The organism is Novosphingobium organovorum (assembly GCF_022832435.1).
Classification (GTDB): Bacteria; Pseudomonadota; Alphaproteobacteria; order Sphingomonadales; family Sphingomonadaceae; genus Novosphingobium; species Novosphingobium organovorum.
Genome location: NZ_JALHLF010000001.1, coordinates 1 through 23,806, shown reverse-complemented (window position 1 = coordinate 23,806; position 23,806 = coordinate 1). Strand labels below are relative to the sequence as shown.

The following is a 23,806-nucleotide window of genomic DNA, read 5'->3' as shown; positions in this document are numbered from 1 at the left end:
GGATGCGAGGAGCGGGCCGCGCGCACGAAAAAGGGCCGTCAGGCGCCGGTGAGCAGCGCACGGGTCGCGGCTTCGACGTCGGCCTGGCGCATCAGCGTTTCGCCCACGAGGAACGTGCGCGCTCCGCAACCCGACAGACGCACGAGGTCCTGGTGATCGCGAATGCCGCTTTCGGCGACCAGCAGCGTGCCTTCAGGCGCGAGCGGGGCGAGCCGTTCGGTCGTCGCGATGTCGGTGACAAAACGCTTGAGGTCACGATTGTTGACACCAATAAGTCTTGATTTCAAAAGACTTGCACGCTCCATCTCATGTTCGTTGTGAACTTCGACGAGGCAGTCCATGCCGCGTTCGAGCGCCGCAGCCTCAATTTCGGCCATGAGCGTATCGTCCAGCGCGGCAACGATGATGAGGATCGCGTCGGCGCCGATCGCGCGCGCTTCGGCGACCTGCCAGGGATCGATCATGAAGTCCTTGCGGATCACTGGTAGCGACACCGCCGCGCGCGCGTCCATCAGGTAATCCTCATGCCCCTGGAAATAGGGCGCGTCGGTCAGGATCGAAAGGCAGGCCGCGCCCCCCTTCTCGTAGGCGAGTGCGTGCGCGGCGGGCTGGAAGTCGGGGCGGATGAGGCCCTTGGAGGGGCTGGCCTTCTTGATTTCGGCAATCAGCGCGAAACCGGTTTGGGCCCTGGCCCGCAAGGCGGCCTCGAACCCGCGCGGCGCGCTCTGGTGTGCGGCGTGGGCGTCGAGCGTGGACACGCTGGCGGCGCGCTGGCGTTCGGCTACTTCCTGGCGCTTGGTGTCGCAGATTTCGGTCAGCTTGTCGGACATGGTGTTCTCGTCTTGGCGGCCGCTTCGCTCGGCCTTGATCGATAAAGGTTCAGGCCTGAGTGGCGGCGATCCAGCAATCGAGCAGGGCGTTGGCGAGCCCCTTGTCGATGGCCTCGGCGGCTTCCTCGACGCCTTCGGCCCAGTCGTGCGCGGCGCCCGCGATGACCAGCGCGCCGGCCGCGTTGAGCAGTACCGCATCGCGGTAGGCGCCGGTCTCGCCCTGGAGCAGCGCGCGCAAGGCGCGGGCGTTGTAGGCCGGGTCCCCGCCACGAATGGCGTCGACCGGGGCGCTCATCAGGCCCAGTTCGGCCGCGGTGATACGCTTCATCGCCACTTCGCTGGCGTTGACGTCGGCCACTTCGTTGCCCCCGGCCAGGCTGAGTTCGTCGAGCCCTTCGTCGCCCGAGATGACCATCGCCCGTTCGATCCCCAGGCGCATGAGCGCCTCGGCGTAGATCGGGACGTAGGCGGGGCGGGCGATGCCGACCAGCTGGCGCTGGACGTTCGCGGGGTTGGCGAGCGGGCCCATCAGGTTGAAGATCGTGCGCCGCCCGATCGCTTTGCGGATCGGCATGATCCGCCCCATTGCCGGGTGGTGCTTGGCGGCAAAGAGAAAGCCGATGCCGATGTCGTTGAGCGTCTGCTCGGCGGTCTCGGCCGCGCGGTCGAGATTGATGCCGAGCGCTTCGAGCGTGTCCGCCGCGCCCGATTTGGAGCTGGCGGCGCGGTTGCCGTGCTTGGCGACCGGCACATCGCAGGCCGCGACGACGAGGCTGACCGCGGTTGAGACGTTGAGCGTGTGGTGTCCGTCACCGCCCGTGCCGCACACATCGATCGCGCCGTCGGGGGCATGGACCGGGATCATGCGTTCGCGCATGGCGCGCGCGGCGCCCGCGATCTCGCTCGCGGTTTCGCCGCGTTCGGAGAGCGCGACGAGGAAGGCCTTGACCGTCTCATCGTCGAGCGCGCCGTCGAGGATCGCGCCGAAAGCCTCGTGCGCCGCGCCCTCGGCGATCGGGTGGGCCGGATCGGGCAGATGGGAGAGGCGCGTGCTCATGCGCCCAGCCTTGCCGGCATCTTGGGCGCGATCCCGCAAAGGCGCAGGAAATTCGCGAGCATGGCGTGGCCGTGCTGCGTCGCGATCGATTCGGGATGGAACTGCACGCCGTGGATCGGCAGGCTCTTGTGGCGAAAGCCCATGACGTGGCCGTCTTCGGCGCGGCAGTTGACCTCGAGCACCTCGGGAATGTCCTCGACGATGAGCGAGTGGTAGCGGGTTGCAGTGAATGGCGAGGGCAGACCTTCGAACAGGCCGGTGCCGTCGTGGGTCATCTGCGAGGTCTTGCCGTGCATCAGCCCGCCGCGCACCACCATGCCACCGAAATACTGGCCGATCGACTGGTGGCCCAGGCACACGCCGAGCAGGGGCACGCCCGCATCGGCCGCCGCGCCCACGAGATCGAGGCTGATCCCGGCTTCGTTGGGGGTGCAGGGGCCGGGCGAGATGAGGAAGCCCGCCGCGCCCGAACCGAGCGCTTCCTGGGTGGTCAGCGCGTCGTTGCGCACCACTTCGACCTTCGCGCCCAGTTCCATCACGTAGTGGACGAGGTTCCAGGTGAAGCTGTCGTAATTGTCGATGACGAGGATCATGGGACTTCCTTTCGTGGCGCGGCCACTCGTGTGGTGGCCTTCGCGCGTTTCTCGACGACGATCAAGGGGCCAAGCTCGGGCCCGCCGTCGACACGGCCATGCTCGGGGTCCCACAAGGAGGACACCGAGCCATCGAGATAGAGGGCGTTGGGGCAATGCAGCGCATCGCGGAAATAGCGCGCGAGCGTGCCGAAGGAGACGGGCTCTTCGGAGATGACGAAGTGCGCCTGTCCGGCGCGGTCGACGCCCACGCCGTTGCGCATCTTCTTGGAGGTTCCCCTGGGGTCGATGTCAGGGTGCAATTGCCCGTCGATGACCAGCATCGGCCCGGACTGGGTGCCGAAGTCCGGCCGGTGACTGACCCCTGCGGCGAATTGCTCGCTGGTCATCACCCGCCAGTGCCCGTCGGTCGAACCGAAGAACACGCCATTGGGCAGGAGGTGGAAATTGCCCGGCCCGGTATTCGTGTTGAGGGGGTGGCGGCGCACGCCCTCACTCACGTAGTAGCCGATCGGATAGCCCGCCTGATCGAACATTCCCGCGTTCATTGCAAAAGCGACCGGCGCGCTGCCCGCCGCTCGCCCGACCGCCAGTTCGCTCATCGTGCGGTAGGGCTTGCCGCCCTTGGGACCGATGACGAGATGGATGGCATGGCGTCCGGGCACGGCCAGGCAATGCGTGAAGCTCGCGCTGTCGAAGCGTGCGGTCTCGCACGCCGGGGGAGGCGGGGCATCGGCCTCGGCTTCGGGGCTGGACGAACAGGCGGCGAGGAACAGGAGCGGGGCGGCGGCGGGAAAGAGACGCGCGCGCCTCACACCTCGCGCACCCCGGCGCCCGCCAGAGCCTGGCGGAACGCCTGCAGGGTCTCCACGCTGATCTGGGCGCGGGGCAGCCAGACCATCATCGGGCCTTTGGTGCGCAGGAGCAGAAGTGCGTCGTCCTGCGTCCACCAGGCGAATTCGCCCCAGGTGAACGCGCGCTGCGCTTCACCGCTCTCGATCGTGAAGCCGTCCGCGGTGAAGCGGTAGTGGCAACTCGCGCCTTCGAGCCCGTTGGCCTCGAAACGCTTCTTCGCCTTTCTCGGCATGACCAGAGCGAAATAGAGCGCGATGAGCCCGGCGAGCAGCGCGAGGTAGCCCATCGTCGCGTAGACCGCGCGGAACAGGCCTTGTTCGACACCTGAGGCGCCCGGCGCGAAGTTCATCGCCATCAGCAGGACGATGATGACCGAGCCGGTGACCAGCCCGCGCCATCCGCGCCAGGCCTTGAGCGCGAGCAGGCGGTTGGCGCGCAGGTAATCGGGGAAGGTGTAGCGCGTGGTGAAGCCTTCGGGCTGCGGCGCGCTCACTGGCCGAAACCCGCTTCGCTCGCGACGCGGATCGCCTCGCGAGCGGCGGCGAACAGCGCGCCCGACTTGTGCAGGCACTCGCGCTGTTCGTAGTCGGGATCGCTGTCCGCGACGATCCCCGCGCCCGCCTGAACGTGGAGCACCCCGTCCTTGAGCACGCCGGTGCGCAGCACGATGCACGAATCGACCGATCCGTCCGGCGAAAAATAGCCAACACCGCCCGCGTAGGCGCCGCGCGTTTCGGGTTCGAGCTCAGCGATGATCTGGCATGCGCGCACCTTGGGCGCACCCGACACGGTGCCCGCCGGGAAGCCCGCGAAGACCGCGTCGATCGCATCGTGGTGCTCGGTGTCGAGCGTGCCGACGACGTTCGAGACGATGTGCATGACGTGGCTGTAGCGCTCGATCGTGTAGCTGTCGGTCACTTCCACGCTGCCCGCCGCAGCGACCCGCCCAACGTCGTTGCGGCCAAGATCGAGCAGCATGAGATGCTCGGCGCGCTCCTTGGGGTCGGCGAGCAGGCTGGCCTCGTTGGCCTTGTCCTCGGCCGGGGTCTTGCCGCGCGGGCGGGTGCCCGCGATCGGGCGGATGGTGACTTCGGGCTTGCCCGCCTCGTCCTTGCGCACGCGCACGAGGATCTCGGGGCTCGAGCCGATCAGCGCGAAGCCGGGCAGATCGAGGAAATAGAGGAAAGGCGAGGGGTTCACGCGGCGCAGTGCGCGGTAGAGCGCGAGCGGGGGCAGCGCGAAATCGCAGGTAAAGCGCTGGGCGAGAACGATCTGGAAGATGTCGCCCGCCTCGATGTAGTCCTTGGCGCGGGTTACCATGCTTTCGTACTGGCCCGGCGCCATGACCGGGGTCTGCACCGGTTCGGGCAGGTCGGCGATGCCCGGCGTTTTGGGCACCGGCCGGGCGAGCTTGCGCAACGTTTCCTCGATGCGTTCCTCGGCTGCGGCGATCATCCGCGCCGGATCGCCTTCGCGCGGCCAGACCGGAGCGACGCAGAACAGCTCGTCGCCCAGGCTGTCGAACACCAGCAGGACCTGCGGGCGCACGAACAGCATGTCGGGCACGTCGAGCGCGCTCTGCGGCGCGCGCGGCAGTTTTTCCACGAGGCCGATCGTCTCGTAACCGAAGTAGCCGACCACGCAGGCGAGCGCAGGGGGCAGTTCGGCGGGAACGTCGATCCGGCAGCTTTCCACCAGCGCGCGCAACTGGGCGAGCGGATCACCCTCGAGCGGTTCGAACGCTTCGGGGGCACTGGTCCACTGGCGGTTGATCGCGCAGGTCTGCTCCTTGGCGCGGAACACCAGATCGGGATCGAGCCCGAGCAGGCTGTAACGCCCGCGGATCGCGCCGCCCTCGACCGATTCGAGCAGGAAATCGCCGCGCCCGTCCTCGAACAGCTTGAGCGCAGCCCCCACGGGTGTTTCGGTATCCGCGACGAGCCTGCGCCAGACCAGCGCCGGGTTCCCTTGCGAGAGCCGGTCTTCGGCGTCCTTGCGGATCGCGTCGCTGTGCGTCTGGCGCTGTGTCGTCATGGTCCTGTTACGTTTCGTGTGGGGAATGGTGGGATGAAAGGCGGTCGCCGCGGCGGTGCGCGGCGCCCACCGGTCAGGCGCCGGGGGCGGCGGTGCCGCCGAGGCGCGCCTTGACCGCCTTGATCGCCGCCGGGTCCTTCTTGACCGAAAGTTCGCTTTCGACGGCGTGGCCGTAAGCGGCGGCATAGGCATCGCCGAGCTGTGCGCCGAGTTCCTTGCGGGCCTGGGCGACGATCTCGGGCGCAGGGGTTTTGCCCTGCGTGATGTCCTTGAGCTCGACCACGAACCAGCCACGTTCGCCGTCGGCGCTCTGCACCTTCACGCTGCCCTTGGTCATGTGGAACATGAGCGAGACCGGCGGGGGAACCTGACGACCCGACTGGAGCGCACGGCTGAGCGTCGCGCGCGACATGCCGACCTGCTCGATCGGGGGCAGGGTCTTGCCGGTCGCGGCCATCGCGACGGTCATCGACTTGCCCTTTGCCATTTCGGCCTGGACCTTGAGCGCGGCGGCCTTGGCGGCCTTCGACCCGGTGTCGAGCGCCCAGGCGACCTTCACGTCGTCCTTGATCTCCTTGAACGGCGCGGGCGCCGAGGGGGTGATCTGGGTGACGTCGTAGATCGCGAAGGGACGACCGGCCGAGAAGTCCTGGCCCTGGCCCATCTGGGTCAGCTGGGGCTGTTCCTGGTCCATCTTGAAGACGGTGGGGAGCAGCGGCTGGAGATCGGCGGGGACGGTCTCGCCGTTCTTGCCGTAGATGCGCCCGTCGGCGGTGATCGGCTCGGTGGTCTTGATCGCGATGTTCAGGGCCTTGGCGACTTCGGGCAGGCTGGCGCCGTTCGAGAACTTGTCCTCGATCGATTCGAGACGCGCGGCAAAGGCCTTGCGGCGTTCGTCCGCCTCGATTTCCTTGATCAGATCGCCCTTGACCGCATCGATCGACTTGGCCGGGGTCTTGTTCTCTTCCTCGACACGGATCACGTTCCAGCCCAGCGGCGACTTGGCAAGCTGCGCGAGCTTGCCGATCGGAGCGGCAAAGACCGCATCGGCGACCGCCTTGGAATACTGGTCGGTGAGCGTCTGGCGATTGAAGAATTCAAGCTTGGCAGCCGAAAGGCCCTTGGCCTTGGCCGCTTCCTCGAGGCTCTTGCCGCTATCGACCGCGGCGACGATCGCCTTGGCGTCGGCTTCGGAGGAGGCGATGACCTGGGTGATACGGCGCTCGTCCTTGGCGGCGAAGCGCGCCTTTTCGGTTTCGTAACGGGCCGAGATCTGGGCCTCGCTCGGCGCGGCCGGGGCGGGCATCTCGTCGATGGTGAAGGTCGCGTAGCGCATTACGCGGCGCTCGGGCCGGATGAAGCTGGAGGTGTGGCTCTTGTAGAAGCTCTCGAGCGTCGCGTCGTCGGGCGTGTCCTTGGGCGCGAACAGCGCCGAGGGCAGGGCGAGGACCGACCCGCTGCGCGTCTCGTCGATCATCTGGGCGTAGCGCGTGGCCATGAAGGCGGGCATCGAGGCGCCGAACTGCGCAGGCGTGACGAGCTGCTGGCCCACGAGCCCGCGTGCGATGTCCTCACGCAGCGTCTTTTCGGACAGGCCCTGCTGCGCCAGCGCCTGGCGGAAGGCCTTCTGGTCGAACTTGCCATCCACGCCCTGGAACGCGGAAATCTGCGCGATCTCGCTGTCGACCAGACGGTCGCCCGCGACGATCCCGTTTTCCTTGCCGAACACGAAGACGGCCGAACGCTGGACCAGTTCGTCGAGGATGGTGTCGAGGCCACCCTGCTCGAGCAGTTGGGCCATCGTCGCCTGCGGATTGTTGGTCTGCACGCGCTTGAGCGAAACGTTGGCGCCCTGGACCAGATCGTTGGTGGTCACCTTCTCGCTGCCCACGCTCGCCACGGTCGTGCCGTCGCCCACGCCCGAACCGCTGCCGAAGCCGGCGATGTCGCCGCTGGCAAAGGCCAGTGCGATGACGACCAGCACGGCAAGCGCGATACCGGCGCCGATCTTGGACTGGAGGAAAGATCTGAAAAAGCTGAGCATGTCGTGTCCGGCCGTTAGTGAGCGGTCTGTGAAATGCCGAGGCTCGGGATAAACCCGTGGCGACGGCGGGAAACGGCCGAGGCTTTAGGGGGCCTTTCGCCGTCCTGCAATGGCGACTCGTCGTTATCGGTGATGTTTCGTGCCCGATCGCGCACCAGAACCCCCGTCAGGATCGTTGTCCTTGGCGCAAATAGTCTGAACCACGCCTTTCTTGGTGCTTTCTCGATACCTTCGAGCGTAAACGATGCGGCGTCCTTCGCTGCACTTGCAAAGTCTTCGTCAACAGATGTCTCCCCGTCTTTTGACAAATCCGCTAGTGCTGGCCTAGCAGCGCCCCGTTACAGCGGCGCTCTGATTCCCTCCCGTTCGGGAGAGGTCGTTCGGTATGGCGTCGATTTGATCAAGGGACCAAGATGGCTGGATTGCCTTACATCGTCGGAAACTGGAAAATGAACGGCACGCGCGCGATGCTCAACGAGGTTCGCGCCATCGACCGTGCCGCAGGGCGTTTTCCCAGGATCCAGGTGGGCGTCGCGCCACCTGCGACACTCATCTATCGGGCGCGTGAAGCGGCCGAGATCATCGGTGTGGGCGGGCAGGATTGCCACACGCGGGATAACGGCGCCTTCACCGGCGATATTTCCGCCCCCATGCTCAAGGATGCGGGCGCCGACTTTACCATCGTCGGTCACTCCGAGCGCCGGACCTACCACAAGGAGAGCGATGCCGACGTTCAGGCCAAGGCGCAGGCCGCGCTGGGCGCGGGTCTCGGCGTGATCGTGTGCGTGGGCGAAACCGAGGCGCAGCGCGACGCCGGGACCGCCGAGGCGGTCGTCGGCGCGCAGGTCGCCGCGTCCTGCCCCGCGCTCGAGGAAGCGCCTGAAAAGTTCACCGTGGCTTACGAGCCGATCTGGGCAATCGGTACCGGCCGTGTGCCCTCGCTTGGTGATGTAGAGGCGATGCACCGCGCGATCCGCGCGACGCTGGTCGATCTCTACGGTGAGAGCGGGCAGGGCGTGCGCATTCTCTACGGCGGCTCGGTCAACGCGGAGAACGCCTCCGACCTGCTGTCGGTCCCTGAGGTGGGCGGCGCGCTGGTGGGCGGGGCGAGCCTGAGCGCGGAGAGCTTCCTGGCGATCGTCGGCGCGGCGGCCTCGCTCGTCGCCGACTGAGCGGCCTCCTGTTTGCGGCACGCGTTGCCGGTTCGGCGCACCAGACCAAAAGGCGCGACGGTCCGGGTTGCGTTCGCGAAGCGTAGCGCTTATCTGCGCCGCTTGTGACGCGCTTGCCATGCAGGCGCGCCGGACACGGTATTGGACGCAGGCCGCAGTAGTGCAGTTTTGCGGTTCCTCGAAAAGAGCTGAGATTTAGCGATGTTTGTTTTCCTGACGGTTGTCCAGGCGCTCGTGGCGGCCCTGCTGGTCCTGGTGATTCTCATGCAGAAGTCCGAAGGCGGTGGTCTGGGCGTTGGCGGCGGCAACCCCTCGGGGCTGATGTCGGCACGCGGCGCGGCCGACTTCCTGACGCGTTCGACCGCGGTTCTCGCCGGTCTCTTCGTGATCCTGAGCATCGTTCTGGCGGCCATGGCGGTTGACGCCAACAACGCCAGTGATATCGACACCTCGCTGCAGCGCAGCACGGCTGCGGCGGCAACGCCGAGCCCGCAGCCGGCCGATCCGCTGGCCGGTTCGGCGGGTGCCGACTCGGCGAACGGCACGACCTCGGGCACGACGCAGGACGACCCGCTCGCGGGTGCGGCCAAGCAGTAACGGCCCAAGCAGTAACGGCATAGACCGGGCGGTTCCGTGGCCTAGCCTTAGGAGCCGCCTGACAAAATCGTTGTAACCAGGATGCCGTCTGGCGCTGTCAGGCGGCATTTTATTGAATTTGACCTGTGGACACAGGCTCTCGGCGCTTGCCTGAGGGCCACCACGCAATTTAAGGCCCAATACCCATGGCGCGGCATATCTTCATCACCGGCGGCGTGGTCTCCTCGCTTGGCAAAGGCCTCATGGCCGCCAGCCTGGCCGCGTTGTTGCAGGCCCGTGGGTTCCGAGTGCGAATCCGCAAGTTCGATCCCTATCTCAACGTCGATCCGGGCACGATGAGCCCGTATCAGCACGGCGAAGTCTTCGTCACCGACGATGGCGCCGAGGCTGACCTCGACCTTGGCCACTACGAGCGCTTCACCGGCGTTTCGGCGCATCAGGGCGACAACATCACCTCGGGACGGATCTACCAGGACATCATCGCCAAGGAACGCCGCGGCGATTACCTGGGCGCGACGGTGCAGGTGATCCCGCACGTGACCGACGCGATCAAGGATTTCGCGCAGGCCGATACCGACGATCTCGACTTCGTGCTGTGCGAAGTGGGTGGCACCGTCGGCGACATCGAGGGCCTGCCCTTCATCGAGGCGCTGCGCCAGATGCGCAACGAACTGGGCCGCGAGAGTACGTGCTTCGTGCATGTCACGCTGGTGCCCTACATCGCGGCGGCCGGCGAGCTGAAGACCAAGCCGACGCAGCACTCGGTGCGCGAGATGACCGGCCTTGGCATCCAGCCCGACATCCTGCTGTGCCGCTGCGAGCACGAGCTGCCCGAGGGTGAGCGCGCCAAGATCGCGTTGTTCTGCAACGTGCGCCGCGAAGCGGTGATCCCCGCGCTCGACGCGCCCAACATCTATGCGGTGCCGCTGCAGTATCATGCCGAGGGCCTGGACGCGGAAGTCCTGCACCACTTCGGCCTGTCCTCGCCCGCGCCCGAGCTGTCGCGCTGGTCGGGCATCGTCGATCGTTTCCAGAACCCCGAGGGCGAAGTCACGATCGGGGTCGTGGGCAAGTACGTCGGCCTGCCCGACGCCTACAAGTCGCTCAACGAAGCGCTCGTCCACGGTGGCCTTGCCAACAAGGTCAAGGTCAAGATCAAGTGGCTCGACGCCGAAATCTTCGAAAAGGCCGATTCCGAAATCGCTGCCGCGCTCGAACCGATGCACGGGATTCTCGTCCCCGGCGGCTTTGGCGAGCGTGGGACCGAGGGCAAGATCGCCGCGGTGCGCTTCGCGCGTGAGCGAGACGTGCCGTTTTTTGGCATTTGCCTGGGTATGCAGATGGCCTGCATCGAAGGCGCGCGTTCGGCGGGTATTGAGAAGGCCAGCTCGACCGAATTCGGCCCGACCGAAGAACCGGTGGTGGGCATCATCACCGAGTGGATGGGCAAGGAAGGCCTCGAAACCCGTGCCGAGGGCGGCGATCTGGGCGGCACGATGCGCCTTGGCGCCTATACCGCCAAGCTTGACGGCAACAGCCTGGTTTCCTCGCTTTACGGCGGTGCGACCGAGATTTCCGAACGGCACCGTCACCGCTACGAAGTGAACGGCAAGTATCGCGAAGCGCTCGAGAAGGATGGGCTCATCTTCTCGGGAATGTCGCCCGACGGGCTTCTGCCCGAAATCGTCGAGCGGCCCGATCGCGCGTTTTTCGTTGGCGTCCAGTTCCACCCCGAACTCAAGTCGCGCCCGTTTGAACCGCACCCGCTGTTCTCGGGCTTCGTGGCCGCAGCGCTGCGCCAGGCCCGCCTGGTTTGACCGTTCCGGTGCTGGCCCCGCATGGTCCCGCCCCGCTTGGGGATGGGCCCATCGGGGTGGGCATCGTCGGCAACGGGATGGCGACGGGGGTGTTCCACGCGCCCTACATCGCCGCGACGCCCGGACTTGAGCTGCGCGCGGTGGTCTCGCGCCGGCGGGACGCGGCGCCTCCCGCGCCCGGTGTCCGGCTCGTCCCCGATATCGAGACTTTGCTTGCCGACCCCGCGATTGCTCTCGTCGTTATCGCAACGCCCAGTGCGTCGCACGCCGACCTTGCGACGCGGGCGCTCGAAGCGGGGCGCCATGTCGTCGTCGAGAAGCCTTTTACGCTCGATCCCATCGCGGCGCGCGGGCTGTTCGCCCTGGCCGAAGCGCGGGGCCTGTTGGCCACGGCGTTCCACAACCGGCGCTGGGACGCGGATTTCCTCGGTTTGCGCGCGGCGCTCGAGCAGGGTCTGATCGGGCGGCCGGTCCATTTCGAATCGCATTTCGACCGTTTCCGGCCCGAGGTTCAGGACCGCTGGCGTGAAAGCGGCGCGCCGGGTTCGGGGCTGTGGTACGATCTTGGCCCGCACCTCGTCGACCAGGCGGTCCAGCTGTTCGGCCGGCCGCTGGAGGTCGATGCCGATCTTTCCTGCCTTCGCGAGGGCGCGAGGGCAGTCGATCACGTTCACGTCGCGCTGCACTATGCAGGGCTTCGGGTGGTTCTGCACGCGGGCTCGTGCGTGGCGGGCGGTGAGGCGCGTTTTCGCGTCCACGGCACCGGCGGATCGTTGATCAAGGCGGGGCTCGACGTGCAGGAGGAGCAGTCCAAGGCCGGACTGCGGCCGGGCGACGAGGCCTGGGGGCTCGATCCCGAGCCGCTGGTGCGCTTCGACGCGCAAGGGCAGCGGGAGGAAACGCCCCTGCCACGCGGCGCGCAGCACCGGTTTTACGCGATGATGGCCGCCGCTTGCCGTGGAGAGGGGGCCTTGCCCGCGAGGCCGGAGGACGTGCTGCTGGTGCAGGATATCCTCGCGGCCGCGATCGCCTCGAGCGAACAGGGCAGTCGGATCACTCTGTAAAGCCAGTTGGGGCGGCGACCGTCCGGCTGCAGTTTCGTCCCGAGCGCTTGGCCTGATAGAGCGGGACGTCGGCGCAGGCGAGCCACTGCGCGGGCGTGCGGATGGCGCTGTGCAGTCCGGCAATTCCGAAGCTGGCCGAAACGGTCAGGTGCGTGCCCGGCGTGATCGCGATGGACTGCGCGGCGATCGCTTCGCGGTAGCGCTCGGCGGCCTGCAGCGCGCTTCCCGCGTCGGTCTCGGGCAGGAGCATGGCGAATTCCTCGCCGCCGAGGCGTCCGATGATGTCGTTGGGGCGCTTGATCCGTTTGATCGTCGCGACAACTTCGCTCAACGCCGTGTCGCCGCCGGGGTGTCCGAACCGGTCATTGACCGACTTGAAATGGTCGATATCGAATAAAAGAAGCGAACTATCGCATTTATAACGCTGAAATCGTTCTATTTCTTCTTCCATTCGATCGACGAAGGCGCGGCGTGAAAGGGCACCTGTCATCGTGTCGAACTGCGCCACGCGGCGCAGTTCGAGCTCGCTCACCACGATCTGTGAGAACGATGTGAGCAAGGCGATTTCGGCGGACGTGAATTCGCGCGGGGCGGTGTCGATCGCGCAGAGCGCGCCCAGATTGTAGCCATCCGAACAGCGCAGCGGAATACCGAGATAGGCGCGGATGCCCGGTTGCCCGAGGACGAATGGATTGGCCGCGAAGCGCGCGTCGTGTTCGGCGTCGGGAACGATCAGCGGATCGTCGGTCTGGATGGTGTGGGTGCAGAACGAAACGTCACGCGCCGTCTCGGCGATGTCGAGCCCGCGCCGGGCCTTGAACCATTGGCGGTTCTCGTCGACCAGAGCGACCGTTGCGATGGGAACGCCGAGCACCTGGCGCACCAGCGAAACGACATTTTCGAACGCTTCCTCGGGATCGGAATCAAGGACGTGGAGCCGGCGCAAGGCGGCCAGTCGGCCGGCTTCGTCGTCGTGCCGGGTGGCTTGGGCCATGGGCGCTCGTGCTACCTCCGTGCCTTTCAACCTGCGAGCATGGCGTCTGCGCCCAAGGACCCGCACCCGAGGCAGGACGGCAGGCGGACCGTACCTGCAAGGAACGCGTCCGTTTGTATCGTAGCAGGCGCCGTGAAGGCAACATGGCGGAGGCGGTTTTTATGTATCGCTATGTATCGAACGTCAGGGCGCGCACATGAAAAGGGCGGCCTGCTGGAACAGGCCGCCCTTCGAACGTTCATCGTTGCGCAGCGGTCGGGCCGTCCGCGCGCCGGTCAGGCTGCGGCGGAACCCTCGCCCGTGTCGCCTTCGATCACCTTGAGCGTGTTACCGCCGATGGCGATCTTCTTGGGCTTCATCGCTTCGGGCACTTCACGCACGAGATCGATCACCAGCAGACCGTCGGCGAGGTCGGCGCGGTCGACGCGCACGTAATCGGCCAGTTCGAAGCGGCGGTCGAAACCGCGCTGGGCGATGCCCACGTGCAGGAAGTCACCTTCGCCATGTTCGTCCGGCTTGCGGCCCTTGACCACCAGCAGGTTGGCCTGCGCGGTGATGTCGATATCCTCGGGCTTGAACCCGGCGACGGCCAGCGTGATGCGGTAGGCATCCTCGCCACGGCGTTCGATGTTGAAGGGCGGATACTTGTCGCCCGCGCTGATCCGGTTCTGGTTCTCGAGCATGTCGAAAAGACGGTCGAAACCGACCATGGAACGGCGATAGGGCGAAAAATCGATACGGTTCATGACAAAAATCCTCTGTTGAGCAATCTTCGTGTGATGAGGCCCGGCTGATCCGGCGCCTCGAGAGCGTGCCATGCCCACGAGGGGGCCATGACACGTCACCCTAGATATGATAGCGCAAGGCCAATTCAAGGGGGATGGGCGAACCGCGTGCGATGCGCTTGCGTGCACAGGTCCCTTTCCCCCATTTTCAATCGCTTCAGGAGCCAGACTGCATGAGCCAGCCCAAGGTCGAAATCTACACGAAGTGGGGCTGCCCCTACTGCGTCGCCGCCAAGGCGCTGTTCGACCGCAAGGGGATCGCCTACGAGGAATACGACATTACCATGGGCGGCCCCAGGAAGGCCGAGATGAATGAGCGTGTTCCGGGCGCCCGTACCGTTCCCCAGATCCTCGTTGCCGACAAGGCCTATGGTGGGTTCGACGATGTCAACGCGCTGGACCGGGCGGGCGAGCTAGATCCGATTCTGGGGCTGTGACCGGCGCTTCTACGGTCCGCGCGGCGCTTTTCCAGATGACCACGGGGATTGACCCCGCGGTCAGCGCGGCCCGCCTTGTCCAGGCCGTTGCGGAGGCGCGTGCTGGCGGGGCGGCGATGCTGTTCACGCCCGAAATGAGCGGGATCATCGACCGCGATCGCGCGCGCGGCGGCCCCCGGATCGTCGACGAGGCCCGCGACCCGGTGCTTGCCGCAGTGCGTGAGGCGGCCGCGCGCGAAGGGATCTGGGTTCATCTCGGCTCGCTCGCGGTGCGTCCCGAAGCCGGGGACGGGCGCTGCGCGAACCGCGCCTTCGTGATCGACGACAGCGGCGCGATCCGCGCGCGCTACGACAAGATCCATATGTTCGATGTGGATCTGGCGAGCGGCGAGAGCTGGCGCGAATCGAACGCCTATGCGCCCGGCGATACACCGACCGTGGTCGACACCCCGCTGGGCCGACTGGGGCTGGCGATCTGCTACGACATCCGCTTCCCGGCCCTGTTCGAGGCGCTGGGGCGTGAAAAGTGCGACGTGATCGCCATACCCGCGGCCTTTACCGTGCCGACCGGGCGGGCTCACTGGCACTTGCTCCAGCGCGCCCGCGCGGTTGAGGCGAGCGCTTTCGTGCTCAGCGCGGCGCAAGTGGGTCTGCACGAAGACGGGCGTGAGACGTATGGCCATTCGCTCGCCATCGACCCTTGGGGCGAAGTGCTGCTCGACATGGGCGGCGCGGAGTGGCCAGCGGCGGATGCGCCAGCGGAGCATGCGGGGGCGGCAAAGTCGCGGCTCGGCTTTGTGACCATCGATCACGCACGGCTCGCCCAGGTCCGGGCGCAGGTCCCAAGTCTGTCCAACCGGCGCACCCTTGCCAGGACGCGCGTGATCGCCAAATAGGCACGTCATGATAGTCTACGATCTGGAGTGCCGCGCGGGCGGGCATCGTTTCGAGGGGTGGTTCAAGTCCTCCGACGATTTCGCGCGCCAGCAGGAGCGGTCGCTGGTCGTGTGCCCGTTCTGCGGGGCGTGCGATGTGGGCAAGGCCATTCAGGCCCCGCGCCTGGCGCGAAAGGGCAACCAGTTGCCCGAAGCGCGGGCACCGCGATCGTCCAGCGCTTTGCCGCGCCCGGTCCAGGCCGGAGCGGATGGAGGGCCCGTTGCCCCGGTGGCCAGTCGCGAACTGCCACCTCAGGCGCTCGAACTGATCGACAAGCTTGCGCGCATGCAGGGCGAAGCGCTCAAGGCCTCGCGCTATGTCGGCACGAACTTTGCCGAGGACGCGCGCGCGATGTACTACGGCGAACGCGAGGCCGAGGCGATCCACGGTGAAACGAGCCTGGAGGACGCCCGCGAACTGATCGACGAAGGCATTGCCCTCGTCCCGCTGCCGTTCCCGATCGCGCCGCCCGAAGATACCCATTGAACCTGTCGGGGGACGACTTTCACCGGGATGGGTGAACAAGCGCGCGGAGCCGATTGCCAAGCGCCCTCCCCCCCGCTAGGACGAGCCCGAGTGCGCCCGTAGCTCAGCCGGATAGAGCACCAGATTCCTAATCTGGGGGCCGTGAGTTCGAATCTCGCCGGGCGCACCATCTCCTTCGAAAATGCTCCACCAGCTACGAGATGCGCGTCCGAACCGTGTTCGGACGGGGGCATCATCTTCCGTTCATGATTGGTTTGGCGATGCGTGGCGCGCGTCGTAGGGCGCGCATGCAAAGCCGCCGTCCGGCGCTTTCGGGCACGACCTCCACAGCGTGCCTTTCAAGCGCCGGACGGCGGTCGTTCGCCTCCTCCAGGCCGGGTTGGGGGGGTTAGTAGCTGACCTGGAAGCTGGCGAAGAAACTGCGACCGCGCTCGGGGAAGCCGTCGGTCAGGACGTAGTAGTCATCGAACAGGTTGCGCGCGCCAAGGCTCACCGACATGCCTTCGCGCAGGTCGTAGCGGGCGGTGAGGTTGGCCAGCACATAGCTGCCCGTGCGGTAATAGGCCGTGCCTGCCGTGTTCACCGTCCAGCGGTTCGAGGCAATGTCGGCGTTGGGCAACAGGTGCAGGGCGGGCAATGGGGTCCAGTCGGCCCAGGCGAAGGCCTTGTGCGTGGGAACGCCGGTGGGCTCGAAGGCGCTGTCGGTCGGATCGTCGAGATCGCGGTGGGTCCAGGTGTAGTTGCCGCCCAGCGATAGCGTGGGCAGGACCTGCGCGGTCAGCGCCAGTTCGGCGCCGTAGTAGTTGCCGTGGCCCAGATTGCGGCTCTGCGTCGCGGATTCGCCTTCGTACGTGACCGGGAAGGCCACGATCACGTTGCTGATGTGCGAATAGAACACCGCGCCGGCCGCGTTGACCGGGCCAAAGTGATGCGAGGCGCCGATCTCGTAGTTGGTCGCGCGCTCGGCCTTGAGTGCGGGGTTCGAGACCGCGCCGCCGAACTTGGTGCTGAAGCGTTCGGACAGCGTGGGAAAGCGCGTGCGCGCCGAGACGCTGGCGTGCACGCTGGTTGCCGCATCGGGGCTCCAGCTGAGCTGGCCCTGGCCGTTGATCGCGCTGCCGTTGTGCAGATCGTAGTTGATGAACGCGCTGTCGCTGTAATCCTGGGCCTGGACCAGATTGCGCCAGTCGAAACTGATGCCCGTGGTCAGCCGCAGCGTGGGGGCGAGCTGGAGGCGGTTTTCAGCGGCGACACTGTAGGTTTCCTCGATGCTGGTCTGGTGCGGTTCGGTAATCCCGGTCGAGAAGCTCTTTTGCCATTCGACGTGCTTGTCGCGCCGGTAGTGCGCCGCGATGCTGAGGGTGTCGACCGGCGCCAGCGCGAGGTCGAGTTGGGCCGAGCCGCCCCAGGCGGTGTCGGCGTACCAGCTGTCGAACGACTTGCCCTTGACCCGCGTCGTCTGCGTCGCATCGTCATAGGCGCTGAGCAGGTTGTCGAAACTGTTGCGGTAGAGCCGGGTCTTGAGCGTGGCGCTGTCGCCCAGCGCGGTCTTCGACAGGAAGTAGAGGCTATCGATGTTCCAGTAGGGCCATTTCCAGCTCTTCTGGCTGGAGGCGGCATCGTTGACGTGGAGCGGTGCGTTCTTTTCGCCTTCCTGGCGTGTGTAGCTCAGCGAGTATTCGTCGGTGGCGTTGGGGGTCAGGCCGATCTTGGCGTTGACCCGCCAGTCGCTGGAGCGCGAAAGGTCGCGATGGCCGCCGTTCTCGGCCGAATCCGCAGTGGGAGTGTAGCTTGCGGGCAAGTCCCAGTGGTCCTGGAAATTGCGCGTATAGCTTGCCTGCGCGTACCACAGCTCGTGCTTGGTGCCGAGCAGGGCATAGGCGTTGTAGCCCGCATACTCGGCCTTGCGCCCCAGGTTGAGCGTGCCGCCGACCTTGGCCTCGATCGCCTTGGTCGGCTTGGAGGTGACGAGATTGATCGCGCCCCCCATCGCGCCCGGCCCGTCGAGCACGGAGACATAGCCTTTGGCAACCTGTACCTGCGCGATGTCGGCCGTCAGGAAGCGTCCATAGTCGAGCCGCCCGTCAGCGGGCAGGTAGACGCGGATGCCGTCGATCGAGAGCGGCACCTGATAGCGGTCGAAGCCGCGTACGTAGATCAGCTGTTCGTTGCGCGCACCCCCGCTGTTCGAGGCGGACACACCGGGCATCAGGTTGACCGCATCGTCGAGCGTGGCGCGCTGGAAGGTCTGCATCGCCCTGGCGTCGAGCGTGTTGAGGTCAATCCCCGGATCGGCGCCGGGATGGGCGGTGACGGTGATCTGTCCCAGCGTGAAGGCATCGCTGGCTTGTGATGCGGTGTCTTGCGTCTCGTCGGCTTGCGCCGCGGTGGGAAGCGCGAGCGTGCATAAGAGCGAGGCCGCGAGAGCGGTCGAGTGGCGCATGGTTCGGAATTACCCCCTGAAACAGATTTTCGGCCTGCGCATGGCAAGCCTGCGCGTTGCGACGCGAATCTATATTTGAATGGATATTATATTCGTAATGATATAGTAAAGCGCGAAATCGAATGGGGGCCTTTGCAGCGATGATGATGGTGACGATTATGGCGAACGCGGCCCTGCGCGGTGGATGTCTGGCGGGTCTTGGCCTGCTGGTCCTGGCAGCGGTTCCGGCTTCGGCGCAGAAGGAGGCCCCCGCCAGCGAGTGCGCATCGTCAAGCCCGGCGCTTGCGCCCGAGTTCGCTTCATGGACTGGACGCGGTGGTCTTTCCGCGGCCGCTTCACTGGCCGGGGTCGGCGCCGCACAACTGCAACCGGGCCGGGCGGTCGAGGCCGGGCTTTTACCGACACCGCAGGTGCACTATGCACTGCGCCCGGAAAAACCGGGCGGCACGGTCAGCCACGGCGGGCTCTTCCGCTTTCATGTGGCCGCCGCCGGAACGTACCGCGTCGCGCTCGGCTCGGCCGCGTGGATCGACGTGGTGAAGGACGGCAAGGGGCTGGTTTCGACCGCGCATGGTCATGGCCCCGATTGCTCGGGTATCCGCAAGATCGTCGATTTCACACTCGTGCCGGGTGACTATCTGCTGCAGGTTTCCGCGAACGCAGAGACCTCGACCGGGCTGCTCGTTACCCGAAAACCATGATCAAGAGCCCATGTCGACAGGCCTTGCTGGCAAGCCTTGGCGCTCTTGCCGTGGCCTTGGGGCTGGCCGGGCCGCTGCGCTCCGAGGAGGGCGTTTCGCCCGGAGTGCAGGCTGCGCGCGTCGCGCTCGGGCGGCGGTTGTTCTACGATGCGGACCTCTCGATCAACGGGACGATGGCCTGTGCGACCTGCCACGAACAGCGTCGCGGCTTTGGCGATGGCAACGCGACCCACCCCGGCGCGCGCGACGATCCGGGGCGGCGCAACGTGCCGGGTCTTGCCAATGTCGGCGATTTCGCACGGCTGACCTGGGCCGATCCACGCCAGACCTCGCTCGAAGGCCAGGTCGACGTGCCGATGCTCGGGCATCATCCGGTCGAGATGGCGATGGACGGACACACCGATGCGCTTGCCGAACGGCTTGGTGCGCAACCGTGCTATGTCACAATGTTCCGCGAGGCTTTCCCGGATGAGGCGGCGCGGCCCGACTACGCCCATGCCGCGCGCGCGATCGCCGCGTTCGAACGCACGCTCGTCTCACGCTCGGCGCCGTGGGACCGCTGGCGTAGCGGCGAGTCGGGCGCGCTCGCACCGCTGGCCCGCGCCGGGGCGGCGCGTTTTGCGCGTGACTGCGCCTCGTGCCATTCCGGCGTGGACCTGACCGATCAGGACTACCACCGCATCACGGCACAGGACGGGGCCGACGCCGGGTTGATGGAGGTGACCGGACGGGCCGAGGATCGCGCCCGCTTTCGTACGCCTTCGCTGCGCAACGTGGCGGTCACCGCGCCCTACCTCCACGACGGCTCGGCACCAGACCTCGCCTCGGCAATCCGGGCCCATGCCGCCTTTGCCGACGCGGACGCGGTGAGCCTTGGCCAATTGAGTGCCTTTCTCGGCAGTCTGACCGACCATGCTTTTCTTACCAACCCGGCTTTCGCGCTGCCGATGGAGGCATGCGGCAAGCCGCTGTGACTTAGCCTCGCGCCAGCGCGTCCAACTCGCGCGCGACCACCGCGAGCGCGCGTTCGCTGGTCTGCGCGACGTTGAAGCGGATGTGGTGCGCGGCGCTGAGGCTGGGGCTGAAGACATTGCCGGGGGCGAGCAGGACATCGTGCTCAAGACAGCGGCGGGCCAGCTCGGCGCTGTCCACCGTGCCCGGCAGGCGGCACCACAACGCAAAGCCACCCGCCGGTTCGCCGAGCGGGCGGATGCCGATCCGGTCAAGCTCCCCGCCGATTGCGCGGCGGGCCCGGACCAGCCGCGTGCGTAGTGCATCCATGTGTCGTCGGTAGCCGCCACTGGCGAGGACATGGCTGATGACGCTGGTCGAAAGCGGCGTGGGGCCGCCGAACCCGGTGGCGAGCTGCAGGTCGCTCAGCGCGTCGATCCATTCGGCGCGCGCCGCGATGTAGCCGCAGCGCAGCGAGGCCGACAGCGTCTTGGAGAAACTGCCGATGCGGATCACCCCGCAGAGCCCGTCGAGCGCGGCCATCGTCGGCGCGCCGGGGACGAAATCGGCGAAAATGTCGTCCTCGACCACGACCATGCCGTGCGTGGCGGCGATCGCGGGAAGGCGGTGCGCGGTGACGAGGCTGAGGCTGTGCCCGGTCGGGTTGTGGAGGCTGGAATTGGTGATGTAGAGCCGCGGCCGCTCGGCGGCGACGATCGCTTCGAAGGCGTGCAGATCGGGGCCGGTCGGGGTGAAGGGCACGCTCACCGCACGCACCTTGTGCGTCGCGATCAGGGCCTGGTAGTTGAAGTAGCACGGATCGTCGAGCAGCACCGTGTCGCCCGCGCTCAGCAGCAGGCGGCAGATCAGGTCGATCGCCTGGGTGCCCGACTGGGTGAGCAGGATACGCTCGGGATCGCATTCGAGCCCTTCGGCGGCGAAGCGCAGCGCGATCTGGCGGCGCAGCGCCGGGTCACCAGCCGTCGTGCCGTAGCCGGTCAGCGCGGCCGGGTCGCGCGCGGCGTCGCGCAGTGCGCGCTGGAGCGCGGCCTGCGGCATCCATTCGTGCGGCAGCCAGCNGAAGCGCAGCGCGATCTGGCTGCGCAGCGCCGGGTCACCAGCCGTCGTGCCGTAGCCGGTCAGCGCGGCCGGGTCGCGCGCGGCGTCGCGCAGTGCGCGCTGGAGCGCGGCCTGCGGCATCCATTCGTGCGGCAGCCAGCCGCAGCCGGGCTTGTCGGCCTCTTCGGGCGTATCGAGCGACTGGCGCGAGACCCAGAAGGGATCGATGGCGTGATCGCGCGCCGAAACCTGCGCCGAAGGGCTGGGCGGTGCGCTGGCGAGATGGCTGACGAAAAAGCCCGATCGCGGCACCGCCTCGATCAGTCCTTCGGCGACCAGCCGGTCGTAGGCTTCGACCACTGTGGCCTGCGCCACGCCGAAGTGCGCCGCGCTCTGGCGCACCGAGGGCAGGCGGTCGCCCGCGCACAGGAGCCGCGCGGAAATGCGGCTGCGAACGCCGTCCATGACCCGGCCGGTCTGGGTGGGTTGGCCCATCTGTGTTGTTCCATGTTCCAGTACAGAATGTTCTTACTGTATCGATCTGTCCCTGTCGGCGCCAGCGCCAATCGCTAGAGCCGGGGCCTTGATGGATTAAAGGACCCGACGATGCAGGATACCACCCGTGGATGGAGCAATGGGCTCCTCGCCGTGCTCATTTTCAGCGGTTCGATGCCCGCGACGCGGCTGGCGGTGCTGGGTTTTTCACCCTGGCTGCTGACCAGCGCCCGGGCGCTGATCGCCGGACTGCTGGCGTTGAGCCTGCTCGCCGCGCTGCGCCAGCCCTGGCCAAATGCGCGCCAGTGGGGCGCCCTTGCGGTGGTCGCGGGATGCTGCGTGATCGGCTTTCCGCTGCTTTCGGGCCTCGCGCTTCAGCACATGACCGCAGCCCATTCGCTGGTGTTCATGGCGCTGCTGCCGCTCAGCACCGCGATCTTCGGTGTGGTGCGCGGCGGCGAGCGGCCCTCGGCCGCGTTCTGGGCTTTTGCCCTGCTGGGCGCGGGCGCAGTCGCCGGTTTTGCGCTGACGCAGGAATCGAGTGCGTCGGTCACCGGCGATGCGCTCATGGTGTTTTCGATCGCGGTCTGTGGGCTGGGCTATGCCGAAGGCGCGGTGCTGACCCGCGCGCTGGGCGGCTGGCAGGTCATCAGTTGGGCGCTGGTGCTCTGCGTGCCGATCGCGCTGCTCGGCACGATGGCGTTCTGGCCCGCGAGCGGCGTTATGCAGGTGCCGGTGCCGAGCTGGATGGGGCTGGGCTACGTTTCGGTGTTTTCGATGCTGATCGGTTTTGTGTTCTGGTATCGTGGGCTCAGCCTTGGCGGGATTGCGCGGATCAGCCAGCTCCAGCTGCTCCAGCCTCTGCTTGGCCTGGGTCTTGCCGCGCTTTTGCTGCACGAACACGTCGCGCCCGCGATGCTGGGCGCGACGCTGATCGTGATCGCCGCCGTGGCGGGCGCCAAGCGCTTCGCCTGATTCTAGGGCGCTGGGGGGACGATCTCGCCGATCGTCTCCTCATAGCGTGCAAAGCGGGCCTCGAGGCTGGCTTCGAGGCGGGCCTTTTCGCTGCGATCCTGCAGCGTCTTGCAGGCGGGCGCGGCGAAACTGGCGGCGCAGGCCGGGACAGGGGTTCCGACCGTGCCGCGAAGCCACAGGCTCTCGCCCGGCAGGAAGGCGTATTCCAGGCTGTTGCGCGAAGCCTGCTTGAGCGCGCGGTAATCGAGCCCCTGTTCGTGGACCGCGCGCACGTATTCGCCAGTCATGTCGGTGCGCAGCACGCCCTCGTCGTCGGTCGAAAGGACAACCGGCACACCGAAGCGGCGGTAGAGGTTGAGCGGATGCTCGCTGCCCTTGACGCCCAGGATCACCGCGTTGCTCGAAAGGTTGATTTCGACGGCAATGCCCTTTTGCGCCATGGTGCGCAGGGTTTGCGGTGCATCGGCCTCGTAGGCGATGTCGGTGCCGTGGCCGATCCGCTCGGCGCCTGCGGCTACCGCCTTGGCGATGTGGTCCTTCATGACCAGCGGCGGGACGAGACCATAGGCCAGTTCGCCCGCGTGAAGCGTGCGGTGAACGCCGGGATAGTGCGCCTCGAGAAAGCGGAACATCGCCATGTGCAGATCGTAGTCGCGCAGCGCGACGGGCCAGTCCTCGGGCTGGACGATGTTGACGCCCACGAAGCGCGGGTCGGCCGCGCAGAGCGCGAAACCGGCGATGAGCGAGCGGAACACCTGAGCGGGAGGCAGCGCGCGAAAGCCGCTGGCGAGGTAGTGCAGCGCGACGCCGCAGGCCGGCTCGGCCTGCGGCGTGCCGCAACCCAGGTGAGCGCGCGCGGCCGCCTCGGTCGCGTCGATCTCGGCGCGCATCTGCGCCACGAGCGCGGGCAGGGCGCTCTTCTCGACCTCGTATCGCGCGGCCAGACCGGCTTCATCGAGCGGGACATCGGGCGCGGCAAAGATGAAGCGGGTCATCGTCTCCGGGTTCATCATCAGCTCGAGATAGGCAACGTGATCGCCCGCCGCGGTGCGCAGGGCCTGGGCGAGCGAATCCGCCGCGTGCTTCGAGGCGACCATGCCAAAGCGATCGAAGCTGCGGAAGAACTGGGTGTGCCCGGTGACATCGTCGGCGCCGACCCCGCGCTGCCAGCCACGAGTGGAGAGATCATCGACGATCCGCGCGTAGACGAAAGGTTCATCGCGCGCGATCGCGGTGAGCGTATCGGCGGGCGGGCACGGCGGCGCGACGAGCGCGAGGCCCTCGCGCTGGACGCACAGCCCATCCTTCGCGGCCCAGCCGAGATAATCCTCGGCCGCAATCGCGCCCGAAAGGTGGTTGTGCAGATCGCCGCCCTTGGGCATCGATCGCAGCAGGACGCGCAGCACGGCGGTGTCGTCGCGGGCCTTGTCGAGGACCGCCTCGGCGCGCGCTTCGCCCGCGCCTGGCGCAGGCGCCGCATC

22 protein-coding genes and 1 tRNA gene are annotated in these 23,806 nt (G+C 67.0%); 11 read left to right on the top strand and 12 right to left on the bottom strand.

Going from position 1 to position 23,806, the window contains the following annotated elements:
- Positions 1-38 precede the first annotated feature (38 nt).
- From trpC to MTR62_RS00085, 7 genes are all read right to left on the bottom strand, one after another.
- The gene (trpC, locus tag MTR62_RS00115) at positions 39-830 is read right to left on the bottom strand and encodes an indole-3-glycerol phosphate synthase TrpC (RefSeq protein ID WP_244016124.1); all 792 of its coding nucleotides are present in this window, start codon (positions 828-830) and stop codon (positions 39-41) included.
- 49 nt (positions 831-879) lie between these two features.
- Positions 880-1,887 (bottom strand): anthranilate phosphoribosyltransferase, encoded by a 1,008-nt coding sequence (gene trpD, locus MTR62_RS00110; protein ID WP_244016122.1) that lies wholly within the window; start codon positions 1,885-1,887, stop codon positions 880-882.
- Positions 1,884-2,480, bottom strand: a complete 597-nt coding sequence (locus tag MTR62_RS00105) for an anthranilate synthase component II (RefSeq protein ID WP_244016120.1) — start codon at positions 2,478-2,480, stop codon at positions 1,884-1,886. The genes trpD and MTR62_RS00105 overlap by 4 nt, the downstream gene beginning before the upstream one ends.
- Positions 2,477-3,295 carry a phosphodiester glycosidase family protein gene (locus MTR62_RS00100; RefSeq protein ID WP_244016118.1) on the bottom strand — a complete coding sequence of 273 codons (819 nt, stop codon included), beginning with the start codon at positions 3,293-3,295 and terminating at the stop codon, positions 2,477-2,479. The genes MTR62_RS00105 and MTR62_RS00100 overlap by 4 nt, the downstream gene beginning before the upstream one ends.
- Positions 3,292-3,828, bottom strand: coding sequence for a YcxB family protein (locus MTR62_RS21395; RefSeq protein ID WP_244016115.1), 537 nt, complete (start codon positions 3,826-3,828; stop codon positions 3,292-3,294). Before MTR62_RS21395 ends, MTR62_RS00100 begins: the two co-directional genes overlap by 4 nt.
- Positions 3,825-5,369, bottom strand: coding sequence for an anthranilate synthase component I (gene trpE / locus MTR62_RS00090; RefSeq protein WP_244016113.1), 1,545 nt, complete (start codon positions 5,367-5,369; stop codon positions 3,825-3,827). Before trpE ends, MTR62_RS21395 begins: the two co-directional genes overlap by 4 nt.
- A 73-nt stretch (positions 5,370-5,442) precedes the next feature.
- A complete protein-coding gene (locus tag MTR62_RS00085; protein ID WP_244016111.1) occupies positions 5,443-7,413 on the bottom strand; it encodes a peptidylprolyl isomerase in 1,971 nt (656 codons plus the stop codon).
- A gap of 413 nt (positions 7,414-7,826) precedes the next feature.
- On the opposite strand from MTR62_RS00085, the gene tpiA reads away from it, so the two are divergent.
- The 4 genes from tpiA (at position 7,827) to MTR62_RS00065 (ending at position 12,063) form a co-directional block, all read left to right on the top strand.
- Entirely contained in the window at positions 7,827-8,585 is a 759-nt protein-coding gene (tpiA, locus tag MTR62_RS00080) for a triose-phosphate isomerase (protein WP_244016109.1), read from the top strand.
- A 201-nt stretch (positions 8,586-8,786) separates the two neighbouring features.
- Complete coding sequence (gene secG / locus MTR62_RS00075) at positions 8,787-9,182, top strand: preprotein translocase subunit SecG (RefSeq protein WP_244016107.1); 396 nt, start codon at positions 8,787-8,789, stop codon at positions 9,180-9,182.
- Between the two features lie 185 nt (positions 9,183-9,367).
- Positions 9,368-10,999 (top strand): CTP synthase, encoded by a 1,632-nt coding sequence (locus MTR62_RS00070; protein WP_244016105.1) that lies wholly within the window; start codon positions 9,368-9,370, stop codon positions 10,997-10,999.
- Positions 10,996-12,063: an oxidoreductase gene (locus tag MTR62_RS00065; RefSeq protein ID WP_244016103.1), complete on the top strand. Its 1,068-nt coding sequence runs from the start codon at positions 10,996-10,998 to the stop codon at positions 12,061-12,063. The genes MTR62_RS00070 and MTR62_RS00065 overlap by 4 nt, the downstream gene beginning before the upstream one ends.
- Here MTR62_RS00065 and MTR62_RS00060 read toward each other — a convergent pair.
- Both MTR62_RS00060 and MTR62_RS00055 read right to left on the bottom strand, forming a co-directional pair.
- The gene (locus tag MTR62_RS00060; protein ID WP_244016101.1) at positions 12,053-13,057 is read right to left on the bottom strand and encodes a sensor domain-containing diguanylate cyclase; all 1,005 of its coding nucleotides are present in this window, start codon (positions 13,055-13,057) and stop codon (positions 12,053-12,055) included. The two genes, MTR62_RS00065 and MTR62_RS00060, sit on opposite strands and share 11 nt — an antisense overlap.
- A gap of 275 nt (positions 13,058-13,332) precedes the next feature.
- A complete protein-coding gene (locus MTR62_RS00055) occupies positions 13,333-13,803 on the bottom strand; it encodes an Hsp20 family protein (RefSeq protein WP_244016099.1) in 471 nt (156 codons plus the stop codon).
- 212 nt (positions 13,804-14,015) lie between these two features.
- On the opposite strand from MTR62_RS00055, the gene grxC reads away from it, so the two are divergent.
- The 4 genes from grxC to MTR62_RS00035 all read left to right on the top strand — a co-directional run bounded on the left by grxC (position 14,016) and on the right by MTR62_RS00035 (position 15,870).
- The gene (gene grxC, locus MTR62_RS00050) at positions 14,016-14,279 is read left to right on the top strand and encodes a glutaredoxin 3 (RefSeq protein ID WP_244016097.1); all 264 of its coding nucleotides are present in this window, start codon (positions 14,016-14,018) and stop codon (positions 14,277-14,279) included.
- A complete protein-coding gene (locus MTR62_RS00045) occupies positions 14,276-15,175 on the top strand; it encodes a carbon-nitrogen hydrolase family protein (RefSeq protein WP_327194360.1) in 900 nt (299 codons plus the stop codon). Before grxC ends, MTR62_RS00045 begins: the two co-directional genes overlap by 4 nt.
- A gap of 7 nt (positions 15,176-15,182) precedes the next feature.
- Positions 15,183-15,701: a DUF1178 family protein gene (locus MTR62_RS00040; RefSeq protein WP_244016093.1), complete on the top strand. Its 519-nt coding sequence runs from the start codon at positions 15,183-15,185 to the stop codon at positions 15,699-15,701.
- A 92-nt stretch (positions 15,702-15,793) separates the two neighbouring features.
- Positions 15,794-15,870 (top strand) — tRNA-Arg (locus MTR62_RS00035).
- 219 nt (positions 15,871-16,089) lie between these two features.
- Here MTR62_RS00035 and MTR62_RS00030 read toward each other — a convergent pair.
- Positions 16,090-18,144, bottom strand: a complete 2,055-nt coding sequence (locus tag MTR62_RS00030) for a TonB-dependent receptor plug domain-containing protein (RefSeq protein ID WP_244016091.1) — start codon at positions 18,142-18,144, stop codon at positions 16,090-16,092.
- Positions 18,145-18,266: 122 nt separating this feature from the next.
- Here MTR62_RS00030 and MTR62_RS00025 point away from each other — a divergent pair, with 122 nt between their 5' ends.
- Together MTR62_RS00025 and MTR62_RS00020 are read left to right on the top strand one after the other, a co-directional pair.
- A complete protein-coding gene (locus tag MTR62_RS00025; protein ID WP_327194359.1) occupies positions 18,267-18,845 on the top strand; it encodes a homogentisate 1,2-dioxygenase in 579 nt (192 codons plus the stop codon).
- Entirely contained in the window at positions 18,842-19,819 is a 978-nt protein-coding gene (locus MTR62_RS00020) for a cytochrome-c peroxidase (protein WP_244016089.1), read from the top strand. Before MTR62_RS00025 ends, MTR62_RS00020 begins: the two co-directional genes overlap by 4 nt.
- Before the next feature lies 1 nt (position 19,820).
- On the opposite strand, the gene MTR62_RS00015 is transcribed toward MTR62_RS00020, so the two are convergent.
- Positions 19,821-21,320, bottom strand: coding sequence for an aminotransferase-like domain-containing protein (locus MTR62_RS00015; protein WP_456152702.1), 1,500 nt, complete (start codon positions 21,318-21,320; stop codon positions 19,821-19,823).
- 141 nt (positions 21,321-21,461) lie between these two features.
- Between MTR62_RS00015 and MTR62_RS00010 the strand changes: the two genes are divergently transcribed.
- On the top strand, positions 21,462-22,325 hold the full coding sequence (locus MTR62_RS00010; RefSeq protein WP_244016085.1) for a DMT family transporter: 864 nt from the start codon (positions 21,462-21,464) through the stop codon (positions 22,323-22,325).
- Between the two features lie 2 nt (positions 22,326-22,327).
- On the opposite strand, the gene MTR62_RS00005 is transcribed toward MTR62_RS00010, so the two are convergent.
- Positions 22,328-23,806 (bottom strand): adenosine deaminase family protein (locus MTR62_RS00005; protein ID WP_244016083.1); only part of this gene is annotated, 1,479 nt, incomplete at its 5' end.